Source organism: Anaerolineales bacterium, from assembly GCA_015075725.1.
Classification (GTDB): domain Bacteria; phylum Chloroflexota; class Anaerolineae; order Anaerolineales; family Villigracilaceae; genus Villigracilis.
On the sequence record JABTTV010000001.1, the window covers coordinates 3,740,251 to 3,758,368 of the forward strand.

The following is an 18,118-nucleotide window of genomic DNA, read 5'->3' on the forward strand; positions in this document are numbered from 1 at the left end:
ATGACTTTAGATTACATCGAAGAACTGCGGAACGAAGTCGAACGCGAGGTAATGGCGTGCATCGGATGCAACGACTGCATGCTCGCCTGCCCGCTGCCGGAAAAGGCGCGCGTGACCATCGCGGAATTAAACGCAGGCGTGTTGGCGGACCGAATCACTTCGGTGAACGTGATCAATTTCGTTACCGCCTGCACGCAATGCCAGCAATGCATACCGGTCTGCCCGGCGAACCTTCACCGCGCCGACATGGTCTTGTGGAACAAGATGAAGGTGGAGCATGTGGCGCCGGACCGCCCGATGCCTTTGCAGGTGGGTTCGCAAGTCGTGCAATCCAACTGGACGCTCGACAGCCTCGCGCGTCAACTGATCAATTATCAATTGTTCAACGGCGTCCCGGTCGAACATTTGCGGCGCATGTTGTTGAGCTGCACTTTGAGGCAACTTGCCGAAGGAGAGACGTTATGCCGGGAAGGCGAATTCCACGAACGGTTGTATATCGTCTTGGAAGGCGAGATCGAACAATCGGTCTCGACCGCGACCGGCAGCAATATGCGCATCCTTGTGCTGACCGCCGGGACCTTCCACGGGGAGATGGGCGTGCTGAGCAACCTTGCCGAAGGCTACAACCTAGTGGCGATGCAAAAATCCATCGCGCTGGAGATGCCCAAAGCCACCGTCCACCGCATGATGAAGGAACTGACGGCGTTCAAGGCGACGATGGACGAACTCTACCGCCGCCGCGCCTTGTGGACCTACGCGATCCGTTCGCCGCTGTTCAAGTCCGTGCCGGAGTCAGCCGTCGAAGGATTGTTGAACGACGCCACATTGCGGATCTTCCGTGCGGGCGAGGTCATTTACCGCGAAGGCGAATCGGGCGGCGACCTGTGCCTCGTCCAAGCCGGGTATCTGCGGGTATCGCGCAAACACTTCGACTCGGAACTTGTGATGCAGTACTACCGCGAGGGGGATATCTTCGGCGCATCCTCGATCCTTTTCAAACAACCGCAGTCCACAACGGTGACCGCCAATACCCGCGCCGAAGTGGTCTTCATCCCCGCCGCGAGCGTGCTCGCCTTATTGGAGAAATACCCCGACCTGCGTTCGCGCCTTGTGGAAGAGGCGTACAAAAGCGATCAACTGCTCAGGCTTGCCAAGCCGCAGGCGAAGGAATCGACGACGACGGGCATGGCGGGCATTCAGACCATCCAGGAGAACATCTCGCTCAAGGCGCTGATGGACCAGGGCGTGATGCAGGCGCACGAGATCCTCGTGATCGATACCGCCACATGCACGAACTGCAACAACTGCGTGGACGCCTGCGGGCGGCGGCATGGCAATTCACGGCTCGAACGGCGCGGCTTGCAGATGGGCAACCTGCTCTTCCCGACCGCCTGCCGCCACTGCGAAGACCCGGTCTGCCTGCTCTGCTCGGTCAACGGCATCGTCCGCAAACCGGACGGCGAGATAAGCATCGTGACGGAAAACTGCATCGGCTGCGGCGCATGTTCGGAGCGCTGCCCGTATGGAAACATTCAAATGCACGACCGGCACAAGGAAAGCGGATTCCTGCTGCCGATGTTGAAATCACTGGGATTGAAAAAAGACGAATCCCACTCGCGCGACCGCATCGCGGTGAAATGCAACCTGTGCGAAGGCTACGACGATTACGCCTGCGTGCGCGCCTGCCCTGTCGGCGCGGCAATGCGCATCGACCCGGTGGAGCAGTTCAAACGCGAAGACTTGAACATCGGTCTTGAAATAAAGAAGCAGGGCGGGCGGTAATGAAAAAGCGGATTCAACTAAAACGCAAATACGGCATATTCGAGCGGGCTCTTCCCTGGATTGGGATCAGCCTGGTGTTCCTGTGCCTCTGTTCTTTCGGCATGTTCCTCTCGATGAATTTCATCCGCGATCTGCTCGAAACAACGCGCGTTTCGATGCTCATCCTTATCTCGGCTTTGGGGGCGTCCGTCGTCCTGCTTTCATTGATCGTGGGTTTCTACAGCGCGCGCAAACGCCTGCTCCAGGAAAAACTGCCCGGTACGATGATGTCCTGGCTCAAGTCGCACATCTATCTCGGCCTGCTTGCCTTCGGTCTGGCGCTCGTGCATGCGTTCATCGCCATCGTCAAAGCGGAGCCTTCAGGGGGCAGTCTTTCGCTGACGGTCTTCCTGATCCTGGTCGTTAGCGGGATCTTCTGGCGCATCGTCTATGTCGCCTTCCCGCCAGTGGTCGCTGATTCAGTCGGCAACCTTGCGGTCAAGGATACGAACGCCAAAGCGCACCTCGTGCAGGTCGAGATGGACAAACTATTGGCGGGGAAATCTTCCGAGTTTCGGCGTGGAGCAATGGAAGGGGTAAAGTTCGGCAAGTGGAAACGGATCGAATCCAGCCTGCGACTGCCGCCGGAGGAAACCGGTGAATGGGAAAACTGGAAGCGCCTCGCCGACCGGGTTATCCGTTACGCCCGCCGCGAGCGCGCGCAGAAATTCTACGCCGCCTTCATGCAGGGATGGAAATGGCTGCACATCCCGCTAGCCATCCTGTTTTTATTCATCGTCTCGTTCCACGTGCTCGAAGTCTTTACCAACATCAGCAAACCGGTCCACGGGGCATTGACCGGCCTGCCGCCCGCCACGGAATGCAAACGCTGTCACGCCGATATCTATGAAGAATGGAGCGTGAGCATGCACTCGCAGGCTCAAAGCGGACCGGTGGTGGTCGCGCAGACCATCATGGCACTCGAAAAACATCCCGAATTCGGGCGCGCCTGTAACAACTGTCATGCGCCCATCGGCACATCCATCACGCAGGAGGTCATCCTGCCATTGGATGCGGAGAACGTCTTCCGCCCGGAGCCGAACGGCGCAGTGATGGATGATGGTGTCACCTGCATCGTCTGTCACACGCTCGAAGCCGCACCCGAGGAAAGGCGCGGGATGGCGGACCACTTCCCGGTTGGGGTAGGAGGCGCAAAATCCTTCACGGATATGTTCGGTCCCTCTTTGGGTGAGATTCCGGCACTGCCGAACGTCTGGCACGAATCCAAGACCGGATTCATGACCGACAACATTTCTTCATCCCGTTTATGCGGCTCATGCCATAACGTCAAAGTGGATATCGACGGCGACGGCGAGATCACCGCGTTCCCCGGAAGCGACGGCAGTTTCAGCGATTTGGATGAAGATAACCAACTTGACGAGAATGAACTGGAATTCGACGATGAAGGCAAATTGGAAGACCTGGTTTTGCAAACGACCTTCGACGAGTGGGAGGATTACGTCGCGCTGCAAGAATCGCGCGGACAGCCCGCGCTTGGCTGTGTGGACTGTCACATGCCGCAACTGCCAAATGGACCCGTCGTCTCGCCGGAGTCCGGCTACCCCTTCCCCATCGCGCAGGAACGCGAGCGCCAATCGCATACTTTTGCAGGCGTGGATTACGATCTTGCACCGGATAGATACACGCCCGAGCAGTTCGCTCACGTCCAGGAAGAACGCGAGGCGTTGTTGAGGTCCGCCGCCAGTCTGACCATTGATTTGGTACACAACGCCGAAGATGGCACGATCACAGCCACTGTGACGGTGCAGAGCAATCTCGTCGGTCACAGCCTGCCGACCGGCTTTGCCTTTGCGCGGCAGATGTGGCTCGAAGTCTCAGCGGTCACAGTTGACGGCGAACCGGTCTGCCTGACCGACATCGAAACCGAATTCGGCACGATCGGCGCGCAATGCGCCTCGGGCGTGATCGAAACGCCGCAAGCGGACCTGCTGACATGCAATCCGCTTTCGGTAGCGAAGTTCGGAATCAAGCCGAGCAAGAACGGCGAACTGATCGTCCTGAACAAGGATGCAACTGCGCCCATCGAGGACTGCGACCCGTGGCTGGCGAATTTCCAAAAAGTTTTGACCGAACCCATCGGCGAGACCTTCTTCGAAAGACCATACCAGACCCCCGCCGCGGACATCGTCAAGACCCGCGTGCGCGTCAGTGACGGGCAGGCGATGGACGCAATCAACCCGACCACGCTTGTAAACGGTCAGGTACGGGATTCGGCTTCGTTCGATTACGTCTTCGACGCGGCAGAATTCCCCGGCGAGCAGATCGTCGTCAATGCCGTCTTCCACTTCCGCCACCTGCCGCCCTACTTCGTGCGCGGGCTGGAGGATTATTATCCCGAAGGCATTACGCCTGAAATTTTGCTCCAGAATATGACGGTGATCGATATGGCGGAAGCGAGCGGGATTATTCTGCTGCCATAAAGCTGATAGAATCTGAAGTACGGTTGGTGAACATGTAATAATCCTTATATGTGAGCTTGTTTGGCTACGCGCAAGTCGCAATGTAATTCCAACATCCCTCACAAGAAGGGTTCGTAATTTCTTGAAAGGGGTAAACTTATGACACTTCAATCCAAGGACTCCCCCATGCCCAAATCTTTCACCCTGATCAAAGAACAGCAAATCCCCGAGATCAACTCGCTAGTTCAACTATTCGAACACAAACGCACCGGAGCGCGGATGCTCTCGGTCATCAACGACGACGAGAACAAGGTCTTCAGCATCAATTTTCGGACCACGCCAAAGGATTCGACCGGCGTGGCGCACATCCTCGAACATTCGGTGTTGGGCGGCTCGGAGAAGTACCCGGTCAAGGAACCGTTCGTGGAACTGGTCAAAGGCTCGCTGGCGACCTTTATCAACGCCTTCACCTACCCCGATAAGACCTGCTACCCCGTGGCAAGCCAGAACGAAAAGGACTTCTACAATCTTATCGACGTGTACATGGATGCCGTCCTGCATCCACGCATCACGGAAGAGACCCTGATGCAGGAAGGCTGGCACTACGAAGTGGAGGAAAACGCGCTCACTTATAAAGGCGTGGTCTTCAACGAGATGAAGGGCGCTTATTCCTCGCCTGAGAATTTACTGGCACGCACCATCCAGCAATCGCTCTTTCCAAAACACATCTACGGAGTCGACTCAGGCGGCGATCCGGCAAACATCCCCGACCTGACCTACGAAAACTTCCGCGGGTTCTGGGGGTCGTATTATCACCCGTCCAACTCGTTCATCTTCTTCTATGGCAATGACGACCCGGAGAAACGCCTAAAATTGATGGAGGGCTATCTCAAACCGTACAAAAAGAAAAAGGTCAAGTCTGCGGTGCCGCCCGGGAAACCTTTCAAAAAACCGAAGAAGGTCGAGCATTCCTACATTGCCAGTGAAGGCGAGGATATTGAGAACAAACATTATCTTACCGTCAATTGGAAGTTGACGGATACCACCGACCCCGTCCTCACACTCAGTCTTCAAATCCTTTCGCACACGCTCATCGGTACGCCCGCCTCCCCGCTCCGCAAAGCGCTCCTTGACTCAGGACTCGGCGAAGACCTTGCCGGGGGCGGGCTCGAAACCGAACTGCGCGAGATGTTCTTCTCCACCGGTCTTAAAGGCACGCGCGCCCGCAGCGCGAAAAAGATCGAAACGCTGATCTTCGATACACTGCAATCCCTCGTCACAGACGGCATCGACCCCGATATGACCGCGGCTTCGATCAACACCATCGAGTTCGCCCTGCGCGAGAACAACACCGGTTCCTTCCCGCGCGGGATCGGGCTGATGCTGCGCGCGCTGACCACCTGGCTGCACGACGACGACCCATTCAAAGTGCTCGCCTTCGAAGCGCCGCTGGCTGATATCAAGAATCGACTGACCAACGACTCGCGATATTTTGAAAAATTGATCCAGACTTATTTGATCGAGAATAATCACCGGACGACCCTGCGCTTCAAACCGGACCCGGAACTGGGTCAGCGCCTCGAGGCAGAGGAGAAGTCCCGGCTGGAATCCGCCAGGTCCGCGATGAGCGCGGATGAGATCCGCAAACACGCCAAAAATGCGGATGAACTAAAAGCAAGACAGGAGACTCCCGACACCGCGGAAGCGCTGGCGACCATTCCGACCCTCGAACTGAAAGACCTCGACAAACAAGCCCGCACGATCTCCATCGAAGAGATCCAGGTGCAGGATGCGAAGGTCCTTTATCACGACATCTTCACCAACGGCATCCTCTATCTCGATCTCGCCTTCGACCTGCGCCCCATGCCGAAGGACATGCTTCCGCTGACGGAGGTCTTCGCGCGCGCGTTGTTCGAGATGGGCACCGAGACCGAGGATTACGTCAAACTCTCGCAGCGGATCGGGAAAAGCACCGGCGGAATCCACGGCACATCGGTCAGCCTGACAAACCTGCCCACGAAAGAGGCGCAGGCGCACCTGATGATCCGTGGCAAATCCACTGTGAGTCAAAGCCAGGAGATGCTGTCCATCCTCAGGGACGTCCTCCTGACCGTAAAACTCGACAACAAGGAACGACTCAAGCAGATCGTGCTCGAAGAAAAATCCGGCGTGGAGTCTGCACTCGCGCCCGCCGGACATCGCTTTGCGAACATGCGCCTGCGCTCGCAATTCGGCGGCACGGGATGGATCAACGACCAGACACGCGGCGTGGGCTATCTTTTTGCATTGCGCGAACTCGCGAACGACATCGACAAGAACTGGAAGAAGGTACTCGAAAAAATGGAGGCGATGCGCGAGTCGCTCATCAATTGCAAGACGATGATCGCGAATGTCACGCTCGACGAGATGAATTGGAAAACGGTCCGACCGCATCTGGAGAATTTCATCTTCGCCATGCCCGTCAAGGATGCCCAACTTTCATCCTTCGACATTCAGCCTTCAACTCACAAGGAGGGGCTGGTGATCCCGGCGCAGGTCAACTACGTGGGAAAAGGCGCGAACCTATTCGACCTCGGCTATGAATATGACGGTTCGGCGCAGGTCGTCATCGGTTATCTCGGCATGACGCATCTTTGGGAAAAGGTCCGCGTGCAGGGCGGCGCGTATGGCGTCTTCGCCCAACTCGACGACACGACCGGCGTGTTTACCTATCTCTCGTATCGCGACCCGAACGTGGATGAGACCATCAAGAACTACGATTCCGCGCCCACCTTCCTGAAAGGGCTCGAGTCCGCCCGACTGTCGGATAACGAATTGAAGAAAGCCATCATCTCGACCATCGGCGAACTGGATGCCTATCAACTCCCCGACGCGAAAGGCTACACGTCCATGATGCGCCACTTGACCGGTCGCACCGACGAAATGCGCCAAAAGATCCGCGACCAGGTCCTATCCACGAACGGAGAGGACTTCCTCGCTTTCGGAGATGCGCTCGAAAAAGCCATCAAGTCCGATGCCGTAGTCGTCGTCGGTTCACAATCCGCGCTGGATGGCTCGAAGGAAAAATTAAAGATCACAAAGGTTGCATAGACAAAGCTAATTTTTCGACCTCCGTTTTGGGTAAAATAAGAGGGCAGGGATTTATCTCTGCCCTCTTTTGATTTTATGTCCGAGCAGCCCACCCCTACCGTAACAAACGATCAACTCGTCTCAGAACTCTGGGCACGGGATGTGCGTTTCATTCTGGGGAAGAAGCCGAATCATCCACCAACCTTACCGCCCTTTGATTTAATTGTTGCCCTGGCTGAAAACCCTGAAACGCGTCTGCAACTAAGTCTCATCCCACTTTTTCTTTGCCATCCTGAATTCTCACAATATGCCGTCGAAGTTTCGATTGTATTGGATCCGGCAACTCGCCTGCTATTGGAGTGTTTTTACACCGCCGCCGTGTGGATAGAAAGAAAATATTTGTCACAGAATAACCTGCCTGATCTCTTCTCTTCCAAACTGGGTTTGTCCCCTAGTGACGACCCTGCGATAAATCTTTCCGCGCTATCCCTCCGACAAAAGGAATTGAGTGGATTACCAATTAATTGGCTTGCCACATACCAGCATGCGGCGGATGTCTGGTACAAAGACCTGGAATTCCACAAGGCTGAAAATGGATAAGGATTATTTGCAATCCATTCTTACTCTCTTGGGAGGGCAAGTCCCGGTCAGATCGAGACTTTTCCTCCTTGGCGGGGGAGCCCTCACATTACTCGGTAGTCCGCGCCCTTCCCAGGCTCTCGACTTTGTTGGCGACGATATCAATCTCAGTGTCGCATGGTCCTGTTAGCCAAAGCGGAAGCAGGCAAATACGATCTAAACCCAGAAATCCTAGCCCACCTTCAAATCTTGAAATCCCGACTCAAATAACCTCTCACTCCACAGGAGCCACCATGAACATCACCCTCAAGATCAACGGAATAGAGCATGCAATCGAAGTCCCCGCTTCGACAACCCTGCTCGCCGCATTGCGCGGACTTGGTTTTCACGGCGTCAAATTCGGCGATGAGCATGGGTTGACCGGCGCAGATACGATTTTGCTCGACGGAAAACCCGTCAACGCCGGGTCGATGCTGGCGGCTCAAGCCGAAGGTCATGTCGTGGCGACGATCGAAGCGTTGGGCGAACATCCCGATCAGGGATGGCGCAAGACCGACGGTTTGCATCCGCTGCAAAAAGCATTCGTGGAATCAGGCGCCATTCAATGCGGATACTGCACCCCGGCGCAGATCCTTGCGGCGAAGGGTCTGCTCGATAAAAATCCGAATCCAAACGAAGCCGAAGTTCGCGAAGCGCTTAGCGGTGTGCTCTGTCGCTGCACCGGTTATCTCAAGCCAATCCAAGCGGTGATGAAAGCCGCGGCAGTGATGCGCGGAGATGAGCCCATCGACTTGACATCCATCCATTGGGACTTCGGCACATCCGGACCTGTTCCTCCCGCTGGAGATTCCGCCTCACCCTCCGCCGCAGTGTTGACGCGACCCAAGGTTGTCGTCACGCCAGAAACGGAGAAATGGCAGACCGTCGGCAAGCCAGAAAAGAAAGTGGACGCGATCAAACTCGTGCAGGGCAAACCCGCCTTTGCAGCAGACATGGACATGCGCGGCATGTTACACGCCAAAGTCCTGCGCTCTCCTCATGCGCATGCGAAGATAAAACGCATCGACGCGACCAAGGCGCTCGCGTTGGAAGGCGTTGTCGCCGTCCTGACATGGCGGGATGTTCCACGCGTGGTTTACTCCACTGCAGGGCAATCCGACCCGATTCCCGGTCCGCTGGATTCGTTTTCGCTCGACCACAAAGTACGCTTCGTGGGCGATCGGGTGGCGTTCGTCGCCGCAGAGACCGCAGAAATTGCGGAGAAAGCCCTTTCGCTTATCGAAGTGGAGTATGAAATCCTGCCCGCCATCATCGACTCGCGCGAAGCGATGAAACCGGATGCGATAAAAATCCACGACGAGCCGGAATATGTCAACTTTGCAGATTCAAACCCCGAGAAAAATCTTGCGGCGCACATCCGCATCGACATTGGTGACGTGAACAAAGGCTTTGCCGAAGCGGACGAAATCTTTGAGGCTGAATACGAAGTGCCGAAAGTCCAGCAGGCGCACATCGAGCCGCACGTCTGCGTGACGTATTGGGACGAAGACGACCGGCTGGTAATTCGCACATCCACGCAGGTTCCATTCCACGTGCGGAGAATGCTCGCTCCAGTGCTGGGCCTGCCCGTCAAAAGAATCCGCGTCATCAAGCCGCGCATCGGCGGCGGCTTCGGCGGCAAGCAGGAAGTGTTGATGGAAGACGTGGCGGCTCATTTGACGATAGCCACGAAGCGTCCCGTCATTTATGAATACAACCGCGAAGAGGAATTCATCGCAGCGCGTTCTCGCCACCCAATGCGGGTTAAGATGAAGACCGGCATTAAGAAAGACGGCACCATTACCGCCAACGAAATGTACGCGTTATCCGATACCGGCGCGTACGGCTGTCACGCATTGACAGTGACCGGCAACACAGGTCACAAATCGATGGCCTTGTATGTGGGGGATGGCGAGTACCGAAAATCCCCAAACATTCGCTTCTATGCCGATGTTGTGTATACCAACACGCCTCCCGCCGGAGCTTTCCGCGGATACGGCGTGCCGCAGGGCTACTGGCCCCTCGACCGCCACCTCGAAAAGATCGCTCGCGCGATGGGTTTCGACCCCATCGATTTCCGGTTGAAAAATGCGATCCGCCCCGGCGAGTACCACCCATTTTCGACGGCTTGGAACGAGGGCCGTGAACCGCGCCCGGAGATCATCCACACCGTTGGGCTGGAACAATGCGTGGCGCAAGGGAAAGCCGCAATTGGGTGGGATCAGAAGTTTGGGAATGAGGAATGGCACAAAAATGTGTCAGGTGCCAAGAATCAGGTATCGGGAAAGAACCTGACACCTGACACCTCACACCTGAAACGCGGGATCGGCGTGGCAATGGTTATGCAGGGGACTGCAATTCCCTACCTCGACATGGGCGGCGCATCGATCAAGATGAACGACGATGGTTCTTTCAACCTGCTCGTCGGCGCGACAGACCTCGGGACCGGCTCCGATACCGTCCTCGCGCAGATGGCAGCTGAAGTTTTGGGCGTGCCCGTCGAAGATATGATCACCTATTCATCCGATACTGATTTCACTCCCTTCGATAAAGGCGCGTACGCTTCGTCAACGACGTACATCTCTGGTACCGCTGCGACCAAGGCGGCACAGATCGTCGCTGAAAGAATCAAAATCCGCGCGGCAAAGATGCTGGGGATGGCAGATTCCGAATACCCGAATATTCGATTGTCAGACAGAAAAGCCATCGCCCCCGACGGACGATCCGTGACGCTTGCGGAGATCGCGCTCGATACATTGCACAAGAACAACCAGGAACAGATCATGGGCGTGGCAAGTTACGTCTCGCCGGTGTCCCCTCCCCCATTCGCGGCGCAATTCGCCGAAGTGACCGTAGACACGGAAACCGGTCAGGTCACCGTGGATAAACTGGTGATGGCGGTGGATTCGGGCGTGATCGTCAATCCGCTCACCGCTTCGGGGCAGATCGAAGGCGGCATGACACAGGCTCTCGGTTACGCCGTTTGCGAAGAGATGCGTTACGACGAAAAAGGCTCGGCTTACGAACGCGACCTGGACCGCTATCACATCTTCCGCGCGGACGAAATGCCCGACCTCGAGACCATCTTCGTGGAAACCTTCGAGCCGAGTCATCCTTTCGGGGTCAAAGCTGTCGCGGAAATCCCGATGGACGGCGTTGCTCCGGCAGTTGGGAACGCAATCCTCGACGCGATTGGCGCCAATGTTGATGAGATCCCTGCCACGCCGGAAAGGGTTTGGAAGGCGATCAAGAATCAATAAACGAACCCGACATGCGGACAAAAAAGAACTCGCCCGGGATTTAGATGCCGCTGGCGGGTTCTTTTTGTCAACCTGGGCGGGAGGGAATGAATTTTAATTTCATATCCGAGGATCTACATGGGAGAGGCATGTTAGGATCAATTCGAGCCAATGCAAGATATAATCATTGATTGGATGACGCAAGGAATAATCAACCAATGCCAGATCAAATCTATATTGTAGGTCATATCAATCCGGATACCGACTCGATCGCATCCGCCATGGGGTATGCCTGGCTTCTGCGCGAGAGGGACAGGGTCAACGCGATCCCCGCCCGAGCCGGGGCGTTGAATCCGCAAACATCATGGGTGCTTAAAACCATCGGGCTCGAATCTCCGATCCTGCTCACAGATGCGTCGCCCAGGTTCGAATCTGTGATGCACAGGTTGGACAGTATCCGCCCCGATGCGCAACTTGGCGCGGCGTGGACGCTCGCATCGCGCACCGGCGGACTCGCCCCCATCGTAAACGAGGACGGAACGCCATTCGGAATCATCAACGGCCTGAGCCTCTTCAATTATTTCACCAACATTCTTGGTCCCCGCCCCGGCGACACCACCGTGCGCGAGATGATGTCTGCCGAGTGCAAGGACGCGGCAGATACGAATGTGCCGAAGTTCAAGGCAAACGCCCATATCCGCGATTCCCTTAATCGAATCCTTCGCGATGAGATCGATGACTACTGGGTGGTGGATGATAACGGACTTTATCTAGGCATTGCCCGCCAACGGAACATACTTAACCCGCCGCGTCTCAAGATCATCCTTGTGGATCATAATGAGCCACGCCAGTCCATCGCCGCGCTCGAGGAAGCCGAACTGCTGGAAATTTTGGATCATCACCGCCTAGGCAACCCCTATACTCACCAACCGATTCGCTTCACAGTGGATGTGGTCGGCTCGACGTCAACCCTTGTCACGGAACAGACAGCCGAGGCGGGACTCTCCGCCCCGCCAAAGGTCGCTGGCGCGCTTCTTGCCGGACTGTTATCAGATACGCTTATCCTGACCTCTCCCACCACGACAAATCGTGACCGCACCGCTGCGGAACGACTCGCGCGTTGGACGTTCGTCGGAGGAAGCCCATTGCAAGGCGAAACCATCGAATCGTTCGGCAAATCGCTACTCAGCGCAGGCGCGGGACTCTCGAATCGAAAACCGGAAGAAGTCGTCAGCACAGACATCAAATCCTTCGAAGGCGGCGGATTCAAATTTGCGGTGGCGCAAGTGGAAGTGACCGACCTGATGCAGCTGACCGAGCATCTAAATCCGCTTACCAATGCGCTCGATAACCTGCGCGATAAACGCGGACTCGACTTTGCCATGCTGCTCGTCACTGACATCGTACGCGGGACGAGCCGGTTATTGGTCTCTTCATCCGCGCCGCCCGTGTTGAACGATCTCCCCTACCCACCCCTGCACGATGGTTCCCGCGACGCGTCCGGAGTCGTTTCGAGGAAGAAACAATTACTTCCTGTGGTATTGGGATTGTTGGATAGATAGAATTCTTCGGTTACTTCAGTTGAATGATAAATTTTCCCTACCTTGACGAAACGATTCCCTTGAACGAAGAAACCCGCAAAGGCTTGCCGGGTTCATTCATTACACTCCGATGCGGAGTCACGCACTACGAAGAAGCCGGAGATAAAAACGGAAAAGCCGTAGTCCTCGTGCATGGTTTCTCCGTCCCGTATTTTATCTACAACCCCACCTTCGAGTTCCTCAGCCAACAGGGATTTCGCGTCCTGCGCTACGACCTGCTCGGGCGCGGTTTTTCCGACAGACCCAAAGCCCGCTATGATATATCCCTTTTCGTCCGGCAGCTCAAGGAGTTGCTCGATGCCCTGGACTACAAGAATATCAACCTAGTCGGACTCTCCATGGGAGGACCGATCACTGCCGCATTCATTGACGCTTATCCAGATGAGGTTGCCAAACACATCCTGATCGACCCATGCGGCGCAAAGCCGGTATCGCTCTCGCCCCTCCTCGAAGCGGTGAAAATTCCCATCCTTGGCGAAATACTCATCGGTTTGTTTGGCACGGGTAGCATGGTTAAAAGTGTCGCTGCCGACATGTTCTCACCGAGACTGGTGGAGCAATTCCAAGAGAGATATCGAAACCAGATGAAATACCGGGGATTCAAACGCGCGATCCTTTCCACTCTACGATGCGACATGCTTGGCTCCTTTATTGAGGTCTTTGAACGGGTCGGTAAATTGAAAAAGCCTGCTTTGATTTTCTGGGGGAAGCAGGATACCACGGTCCCCTTCGAGCACAGCGTGGATATTCTAAACGCGATCCCCCATGCTGAATTTCACGCCTTCGACCATTGCGGCCACATCCCCCATTACGAACGCGCAAGCGAAGTAAATGAAATTCTGTTAGAATTTTTAATGAGATAACCAATCCCTCTTATCAGCAATAATCACTTGTATGGGGGATGAAATCATGGAGAAAGAAACGTGAACAGCGAATACATCCAAAAGCTTTTCAAGTACAACCAATGGGCAAATGCGCGCATCCTCGACACGGTTGCGAAAATAACGTTGGAGCAATTCCTTGAACCGGGAGAATATCCGCACGGATCGCTGCGCGGCATCCTCGTCCACACCCTTTTCGCCGAATGGATCTGGCGCAAACGCTGGGAGGGTGAATCACCAAAGATGCGCTTCCAACCTGAAGATTTCCCGACATTCGATTCTCTTCGCGACCGCTGGCAATCGGAAGAGGAAGAATTAATGACATTCACCACAAAAATTACCGATGAACGTTTGAACGGTCCCTTTCGGTATACCAGCACGGAAGGGGTCGCATACGAGAACATCCTATGGGAGTCGATGGCGCATGTGGTCAATCACGGCACGCAACATCGTAGTGAAGCGGCGTTCATCCTCACCGAACTCGGTCATTCGCCGGGTGATCTCGACATGATCCTGTATTTCAGAAAGAAACCATGAACTTCAATCGAATCAAGAACTTTACGTTTCGCAATCGCCACAATATCGCGGTCTTTTTGCTTCTGAACCTCGCCTGCGGGGCTTGCATAGCGCTCGTCGGCGCCCGGGTGGTGTTCACGGACTCAACCCGCCATTCGGGATTGATCTGGAATCTCTTCCTGGCGTGGATCCCCTTCATCCTCGCCTACCTTGCCCACGCGCTATCGTGGAACAAGCTCTGGGTATATCTCGCCATCCCGTTCGTAGCAGTCCTTTGGTTATTATTCTTTCCCAACGCGCCCTACATGCTTACCGACCTGCAGGACCTGGCGCGCGGAGCCGGAAAAGAAGCGCCGCTCTGGTACGATGTCATCATCGTGGTCTGGTGCTCATGGACGGGAACCCTGCTGGGCGTGATCTCCCTTTACCTCATGCAGGATATCATCATCCGCACCTTCAACCGATGGCTGGGATGGATGTTCGTCTTCGTCATCTCAGGCTTGAGCAGTTTTGGAATCTACATCGGGCGCTTCGTCCGTTTGAACTCATGGGATATCCTGCAAAGCCCGGCTGAGACCGCCATGGAAATCCTCGGAATCGTCATTGACCCGAGCAGGCGGCTTGCTGCTTTTACGATAGCATATACTTTCTTCTTCCTTTTTATTTTCCTCCTGCTCTACTCATTCAGTCATATGCTGCAGGAACAAAAGGCGCGCGCAAACGGTCTGCCTGAACAGATGGACTCCACCCAACCGTCACAGCCGATACGATAAAGAGAGTATTTGAAAGCGATTGAAAGAAGGCGCGCGTAGAATGGGCAGATGGTTCGGAGGCAATCATGATCCGCAAAATATATGAAAACCTGAAACCTTTTCGCTTCAGGCTTGCCATTTTTACAATCCTCTCCGGGGCAAGCCTCCTGTCCGTAATTTTGGTCCGACTCCGCATCGAGATGAGCGGAACTGCAGATTACGCCATTCTGGTATGGAACCTCTTCCTCGCCTGGCTCCCACTCCTGATCTCCTACGCCGCATCGGGCTTCGTTTCGCGCAGGCGTTTCACAGCGATCATCGTCCTGCCAGCCGCGGCGCTATGGCTTTTGTTTTTCCCGAATGCGCCTTACATTCTCACAGATCTCATCCATCTGCGCCACCCGCGCGAACACGTCCCAGTCTGGTTCGATACCCTGCTGATCAACTGGTTCGCATGGACAGGAATGCTGTTGGGCGTCTACTCCCTTTTCCTGATGCAGACCCTCGTGCGCAGGGCTTTCGGTCGCATTGCAGGATGGATATTCGTCCTCATCGTTGGTACACTTTGTGGAGTCGGGACCTACATCGGGCGCTTCCTGCGCTGGAACTCCTGGGATGTGGTCTTCGACCCGGTCGCCAGACTCGGCGAATTACTGACCTACGCCATGAATCCAAGTCTGCAATCCATCATGTTCATTTCAATATTCTCCTCCCTTTTTATTTTCATCTACGTCGCCACCTATTCTTTCGGGCTTTTACTCCATGAACAACAGGAACCAAAATGAATCCATTGATCATCATCCGCGGCGGAGGAGACCTCGCAAGCGGGGTCGCCCTGCGCCTGTATCGCGTCGGGTTTCAAATAGCCATCATCGAACTCGATAAACCGCTCGCAGTCCGCCGGACCGTTTCCTTTTCCGAAGCTGTTTATGAGGGGATGCAAACCGTGGAGGGCGTGACCGCAAGACTGGTTTCAGGCGATCAGTTCCAGGTCACATTGGAGGCGGGAGAGATCCCGGTTCTGATCGACCCGAATGCCAATATCCTCAACAATCAATTTCTAACCAGTCCCAAATCCACCTTCGTTGTGGACGCCCGGCTGATAAAAATGGAACCTGAACCGCTGCCGACTCAAATCGCGCTTCACATCGGGCTCGGACCGGGCTTCACTGCCGGAACGAACTGCGATGCTGTGATCGAAACACGGCGCGGTCACACGCTCGGCAGGGTCTACTGGGATGGCGGTACCCTGCCGGACAACCAGCAGCCGGACGGCGATCCGCGGCGTGTATTACGCGCCCCAACTGCCGGGACATTGGAACCGCGCAAACAAATTGGGGAATTTTGCAAAGAAGGCGAAGTGATCGCCAGCGTAAACGGCAAGACCGTATCTAGCCCTTTCGATGGTATTCTGCGCGGACTAATCCATCCGCGGGTCGAGGTTGCCGAGGGAATGAAGATCGGGGACGTGGATGCCCGCAACGACCCCTCCATGATCCGGCTCGTTTCGGATAAATCACTCGCCGTGGCAGGGGGCGTAATGGAAGCAGTTTATGTAAAACTGAAAGGGATGGAATAGCTTGGATTCAGCCCGGCTCCACGTCCAGGAAAAATGCAATCACCCGGCGAAATGAAAACAAGGGGATCCACATCATGATATGGACGATGTTGCTTAGCGCAATGAACAACGAAGCCGAACGCAGGAGGGAGTCCAGGAGGGGCGCGAGGTTTTGGAGCATCCAGGCGCCTGCCCCGGCAAAAGCCGCCACGGCGATCAATATACCGACCCATAAGCCGAGGGGAAGCCACGCATGCCGGTCCGATTCTGAAGGCAGCATTGTGCTCGAAACCGCGAAGGTCAGGTAGAACCATAAATAAAAATCGGGCACCGTCGGCAACAGTCTCAATCCCATAAAAAACAAATTCCATTGACCGTTCTTCAGAACGTGCCACAACGCATCCAACTGTAATTGCACGAGCGCCGCATATGCAATGAAGAGGGTCCCGGAAAGGATCGGCGCGAGTCCGATCAGAGAGTCGCGCAGGATATCGGTGTTTTCGATCTCGACCGATCCCAGAACCAGACCCCTGCTCTCAACGGCCTGGGGCACGACAGTGAATCGCCCAGTTTGCACGCCCAAGAGCTTTGCCGTCAGATAATGGCTGGCTTCGTGAAGCAATACGCCCGGGAGGAATAGCAATGAAAACAAGGCAATGGTGAGAGGTTTGTTGCGAGTCAGAATAAAGAAGATCAACTGGATCTCACGATGTAAAAACCGCTGGAGATATACCAGCGGCAGAAGATTTAAGGCAAATATGATCAGACCGACGAACTGCACGGCGTTGTTTTCCTCTTATTCACGATCGACCCTGGACGGGCGGTTAGGAACTACAGAAGGCGATTTAACCAGCAGCTGCCCGCGCGATGGCGATGAACTCCCCGGGCTTTAAGCTTGCGCCGCCCACCAATGCGCCGTCGATATCCGGTTGGGAGAAGAATTCGGCGGCGTTCGCGGCGGTCACTGAACCGCCATAAAGGATTCGGATCGCCTGCGAAATCTCCGCGCCGAACAATTCCTTCAAGACCGGGCGAATCACTTCCCCATGTACACCTTGGGCATTGCTTGCGCTCGATGCCTTCCCCGTGCCGATCGCCCAGACCGGCTCATAAGCCACAACGATTCTAGACGCAAAATCGGTAAATATGCCCTGCAGTCCAAGCCGCGTTTGAGTGGAAACGACATTTGAAGTCTCCCCCGCCTCGTATTGCGCAAGCGTTTCGCCCACACAGACGATCGGGGTCAGCCCAAATTTTTGTGCGGCGAGAAGCTTTCTGTTTACTGTTTCATCAGTCTCTCCAAAATATGTGCGGCGCTCAGAGTGCCCCAGAATCACATATCCGCATAATTCCTTTATCATCCCCGGCGAGACCTGGCCCGTGTATGCCCCTTTTTCCTCCCAATGCATATCCTGGGCGCCAAGCCCGATGTGTTTCCCAGCAAGCATTTCAAATGCGGAAACCAGTGCCGTAAAAGGAGGGCAGACCACCCGCTCCACGCCGGTGATTTCATCCAAACCAGCAACCATAGCGGCAAGCAGTTCCCGCGTCTCCGCGATCGTTTTGTTCATCTTCCAGTTTCCAGCAACAAAAGGTGTTCTCATAGTGCTCCTTGGAGGGGTAGGATTGGCGGTCTCTTGCTT

At 55.3% G+C, this 18,118-nt stretch carries 13 protein-coding genes; 11 read left to right on the forward strand and 2 right to left on the reverse strand.

Annotation, left to right across the window (positions count from 1 at the left end):
• The 11 genes from HS100_17935 (at position 1) to HS100_17985 (ending at position 16,496) form a co-directional block, all read left to right on the forward strand.
• Entirely contained in the window at positions 1-1,782 is a 1,782-nt protein-coding gene (locus HS100_17935) for a cyclic nucleotide-binding domain-containing protein (protein MBE7435802.1), read from the forward strand.
• Complete coding sequence (locus HS100_17940) at positions 1,782-4,262, forward strand: hypothetical protein (protein MBE7435803.1); 2,481 nt, start codon at positions 1,782-1,784, stop codon at positions 4,260-4,262. The genes HS100_17935 and HS100_17940 overlap by 1 nt, the downstream gene beginning before the upstream one ends.
• Positions 4,263-4,427: 165 nt before the next feature.
• A complete protein-coding gene (locus tag HS100_17945; protein ID MBE7435804.1) occupies positions 4,428-7,331 on the forward strand; it encodes an insulinase family protein in 2,904 nt (967 codons plus the stop codon).
• Positions 7,332-7,406: 75 nt separating this feature from the next.
• Positions 7,407-7,910, forward strand: a complete 504-nt coding sequence (locus tag HS100_17950; GenBank protein MBE7435805.1) for a hypothetical protein — start codon at positions 7,407-7,409, stop codon at positions 7,908-7,910.
• A gap of 272 nt (positions 7,911-8,182) precedes the next feature.
• Positions 8,183-11,188: a molybdopterin-dependent oxidoreductase gene (locus tag HS100_17955; protein MBE7435806.1), complete on the forward strand. Its 3,006-nt coding sequence runs from the start codon at positions 8,183-8,185 to the stop codon at positions 11,186-11,188.
• 197 nt (positions 11,189-11,385) lie between these two features.
• Complete coding sequence (locus HS100_17960; GenBank protein ID MBE7435807.1) at positions 11,386-12,729, forward strand: DHH family phosphoesterase; 1,344 nt, start codon at positions 11,386-11,388, stop codon at positions 12,727-12,729.
• A gap of 23 nt (positions 12,730-12,752) precedes the next feature.
• The gene (locus tag HS100_17965) at positions 12,753-13,631 is read left to right on the forward strand and encodes an alpha/beta hydrolase (GenBank protein MBE7435808.1); all 879 of its coding nucleotides are present in this window, start codon (positions 12,753-12,755) and stop codon (positions 13,629-13,631) included.
• A gap of 60 nt (positions 13,632-13,691) precedes the next feature.
• Complete coding sequence (locus HS100_17970) at positions 13,692-14,186, forward strand: DinB family protein (GenBank protein MBE7435809.1); 495 nt, start codon at positions 13,692-13,694, stop codon at positions 14,184-14,186.
• Positions 14,183-14,938 carry a DUF1361 domain-containing protein gene (locus HS100_17975; GenBank protein ID MBE7435810.1) on the forward strand — a complete coding sequence of 252 codons (756 nt, stop codon included), beginning with the start codon at positions 14,183-14,185 and terminating at the stop codon, positions 14,936-14,938. The genes HS100_17970 and HS100_17975 overlap by 4 nt, the downstream gene beginning before the upstream one ends.
• A 65-nt stretch (positions 14,939-15,003) precedes the next feature.
• On the forward strand, positions 15,004-15,702 hold the full coding sequence (locus HS100_17980; protein MBE7435811.1) for a DUF1361 domain-containing protein: 699 nt from the start codon (positions 15,004-15,006) through the stop codon (positions 15,700-15,702).
• On the forward strand, positions 15,699-16,496 hold the full coding sequence (locus HS100_17985) for an EF2563 family selenium-dependent molybdenum hydroxylase system protein (GenBank protein MBE7435812.1): 798 nt from the start codon (positions 15,699-15,701) through the stop codon (positions 16,494-16,496). Before HS100_17980 ends, HS100_17985 begins: the two co-directional genes overlap by 4 nt.
• Before the next feature lie 7 nt (positions 16,497-16,503).
• On the opposite strand, the gene HS100_17990 is transcribed toward HS100_17985, so the two are convergent.
• Both HS100_17990 and HS100_17995 read right to left on the reverse strand, forming a co-directional pair.
• Positions 16,504-17,256 (reverse strand): hypothetical protein, encoded by a 753-nt coding sequence (locus tag HS100_17990; GenBank protein ID MBE7435813.1) that lies wholly within the window; start codon positions 17,254-17,256, stop codon positions 16,504-16,506.
• Positions 17,257-17,320: 64 nt separating this feature from the next.
• Positions 17,321-18,079: a triose-phosphate isomerase gene (locus tag HS100_17995; GenBank protein MBE7435814.1), complete on the reverse strand. Its 759-nt coding sequence runs from the start codon at positions 18,077-18,079 to the stop codon at positions 17,321-17,323.
• Positions 18,080-18,118 lie beyond the last annotated feature (39 nt).

Coding starts and splice junctions, on each gene's coding strand:
- HS100_17935 (MBE7435802.1), top strand. CDS start 1: ATGACTTTAGATTACATCGAAGAACTGCGGAACGAAGTCGAACGCGAG.
- HS100_17940 (MBE7435803.1), top strand. CDS start 1,782: ATGAAAAAGCGGATTCAACTAAAACGCAAATACGGCATATTCGAGCGG.
- HS100_17945 (MBE7435804.1), top strand. CDS start 4,428: ATGCCCAAATCTTTCACCCTGATCAAAGAACAGCAAATCCCCGAGATC.
- HS100_17950 (MBE7435805.1), top strand. CDS start 7,407: ATGTCCGAGCAGCCCACCCCTACCGTAACAAACGATCAACTCGTCTCA.
- HS100_17955 (MBE7435806.1), top strand. CDS start 8,183: ATGAACATCACCCTCAAGATCAACGGAATAGAGCATGCAATCGAAGTC.
- HS100_17960 (MBE7435807.1), top strand. CDS start 11,386: ATGCCAGATCAAATCTATATTGTAGGTCATATCAATCCGGATACCGAC.
- HS100_17965 (MBE7435808.1), top strand. CDS start 12,753: ATGATAAATTTTCCCTACCTTGACGAAACGATTCCCTTGAACGAAGAA.
- HS100_17975 (MBE7435810.1), top strand. CDS start 14,183: ATGAACTTCAATCGAATCAAGAACTTTACGTTTCGCAATCGCCACAAT.
- HS100_17980 (MBE7435811.1), top strand. CDS start 15,004: ATGATCCGCAAAATATATGAAAACCTGAAACCTTTTCGCTTCAGGCTT.
- HS100_17985 (MBE7435812.1), top strand. CDS start 15,699: ATGAATCCATTGATCATCATCCGCGGCGGAGGAGACCTCGCAAGCGGG.
- HS100_17995 (MBE7435814.1), bottom strand. CDS start 18,079: ATGAGAACACCTTTTGTTGCTGGAAACTGGAAGATGAACAAAACGATC.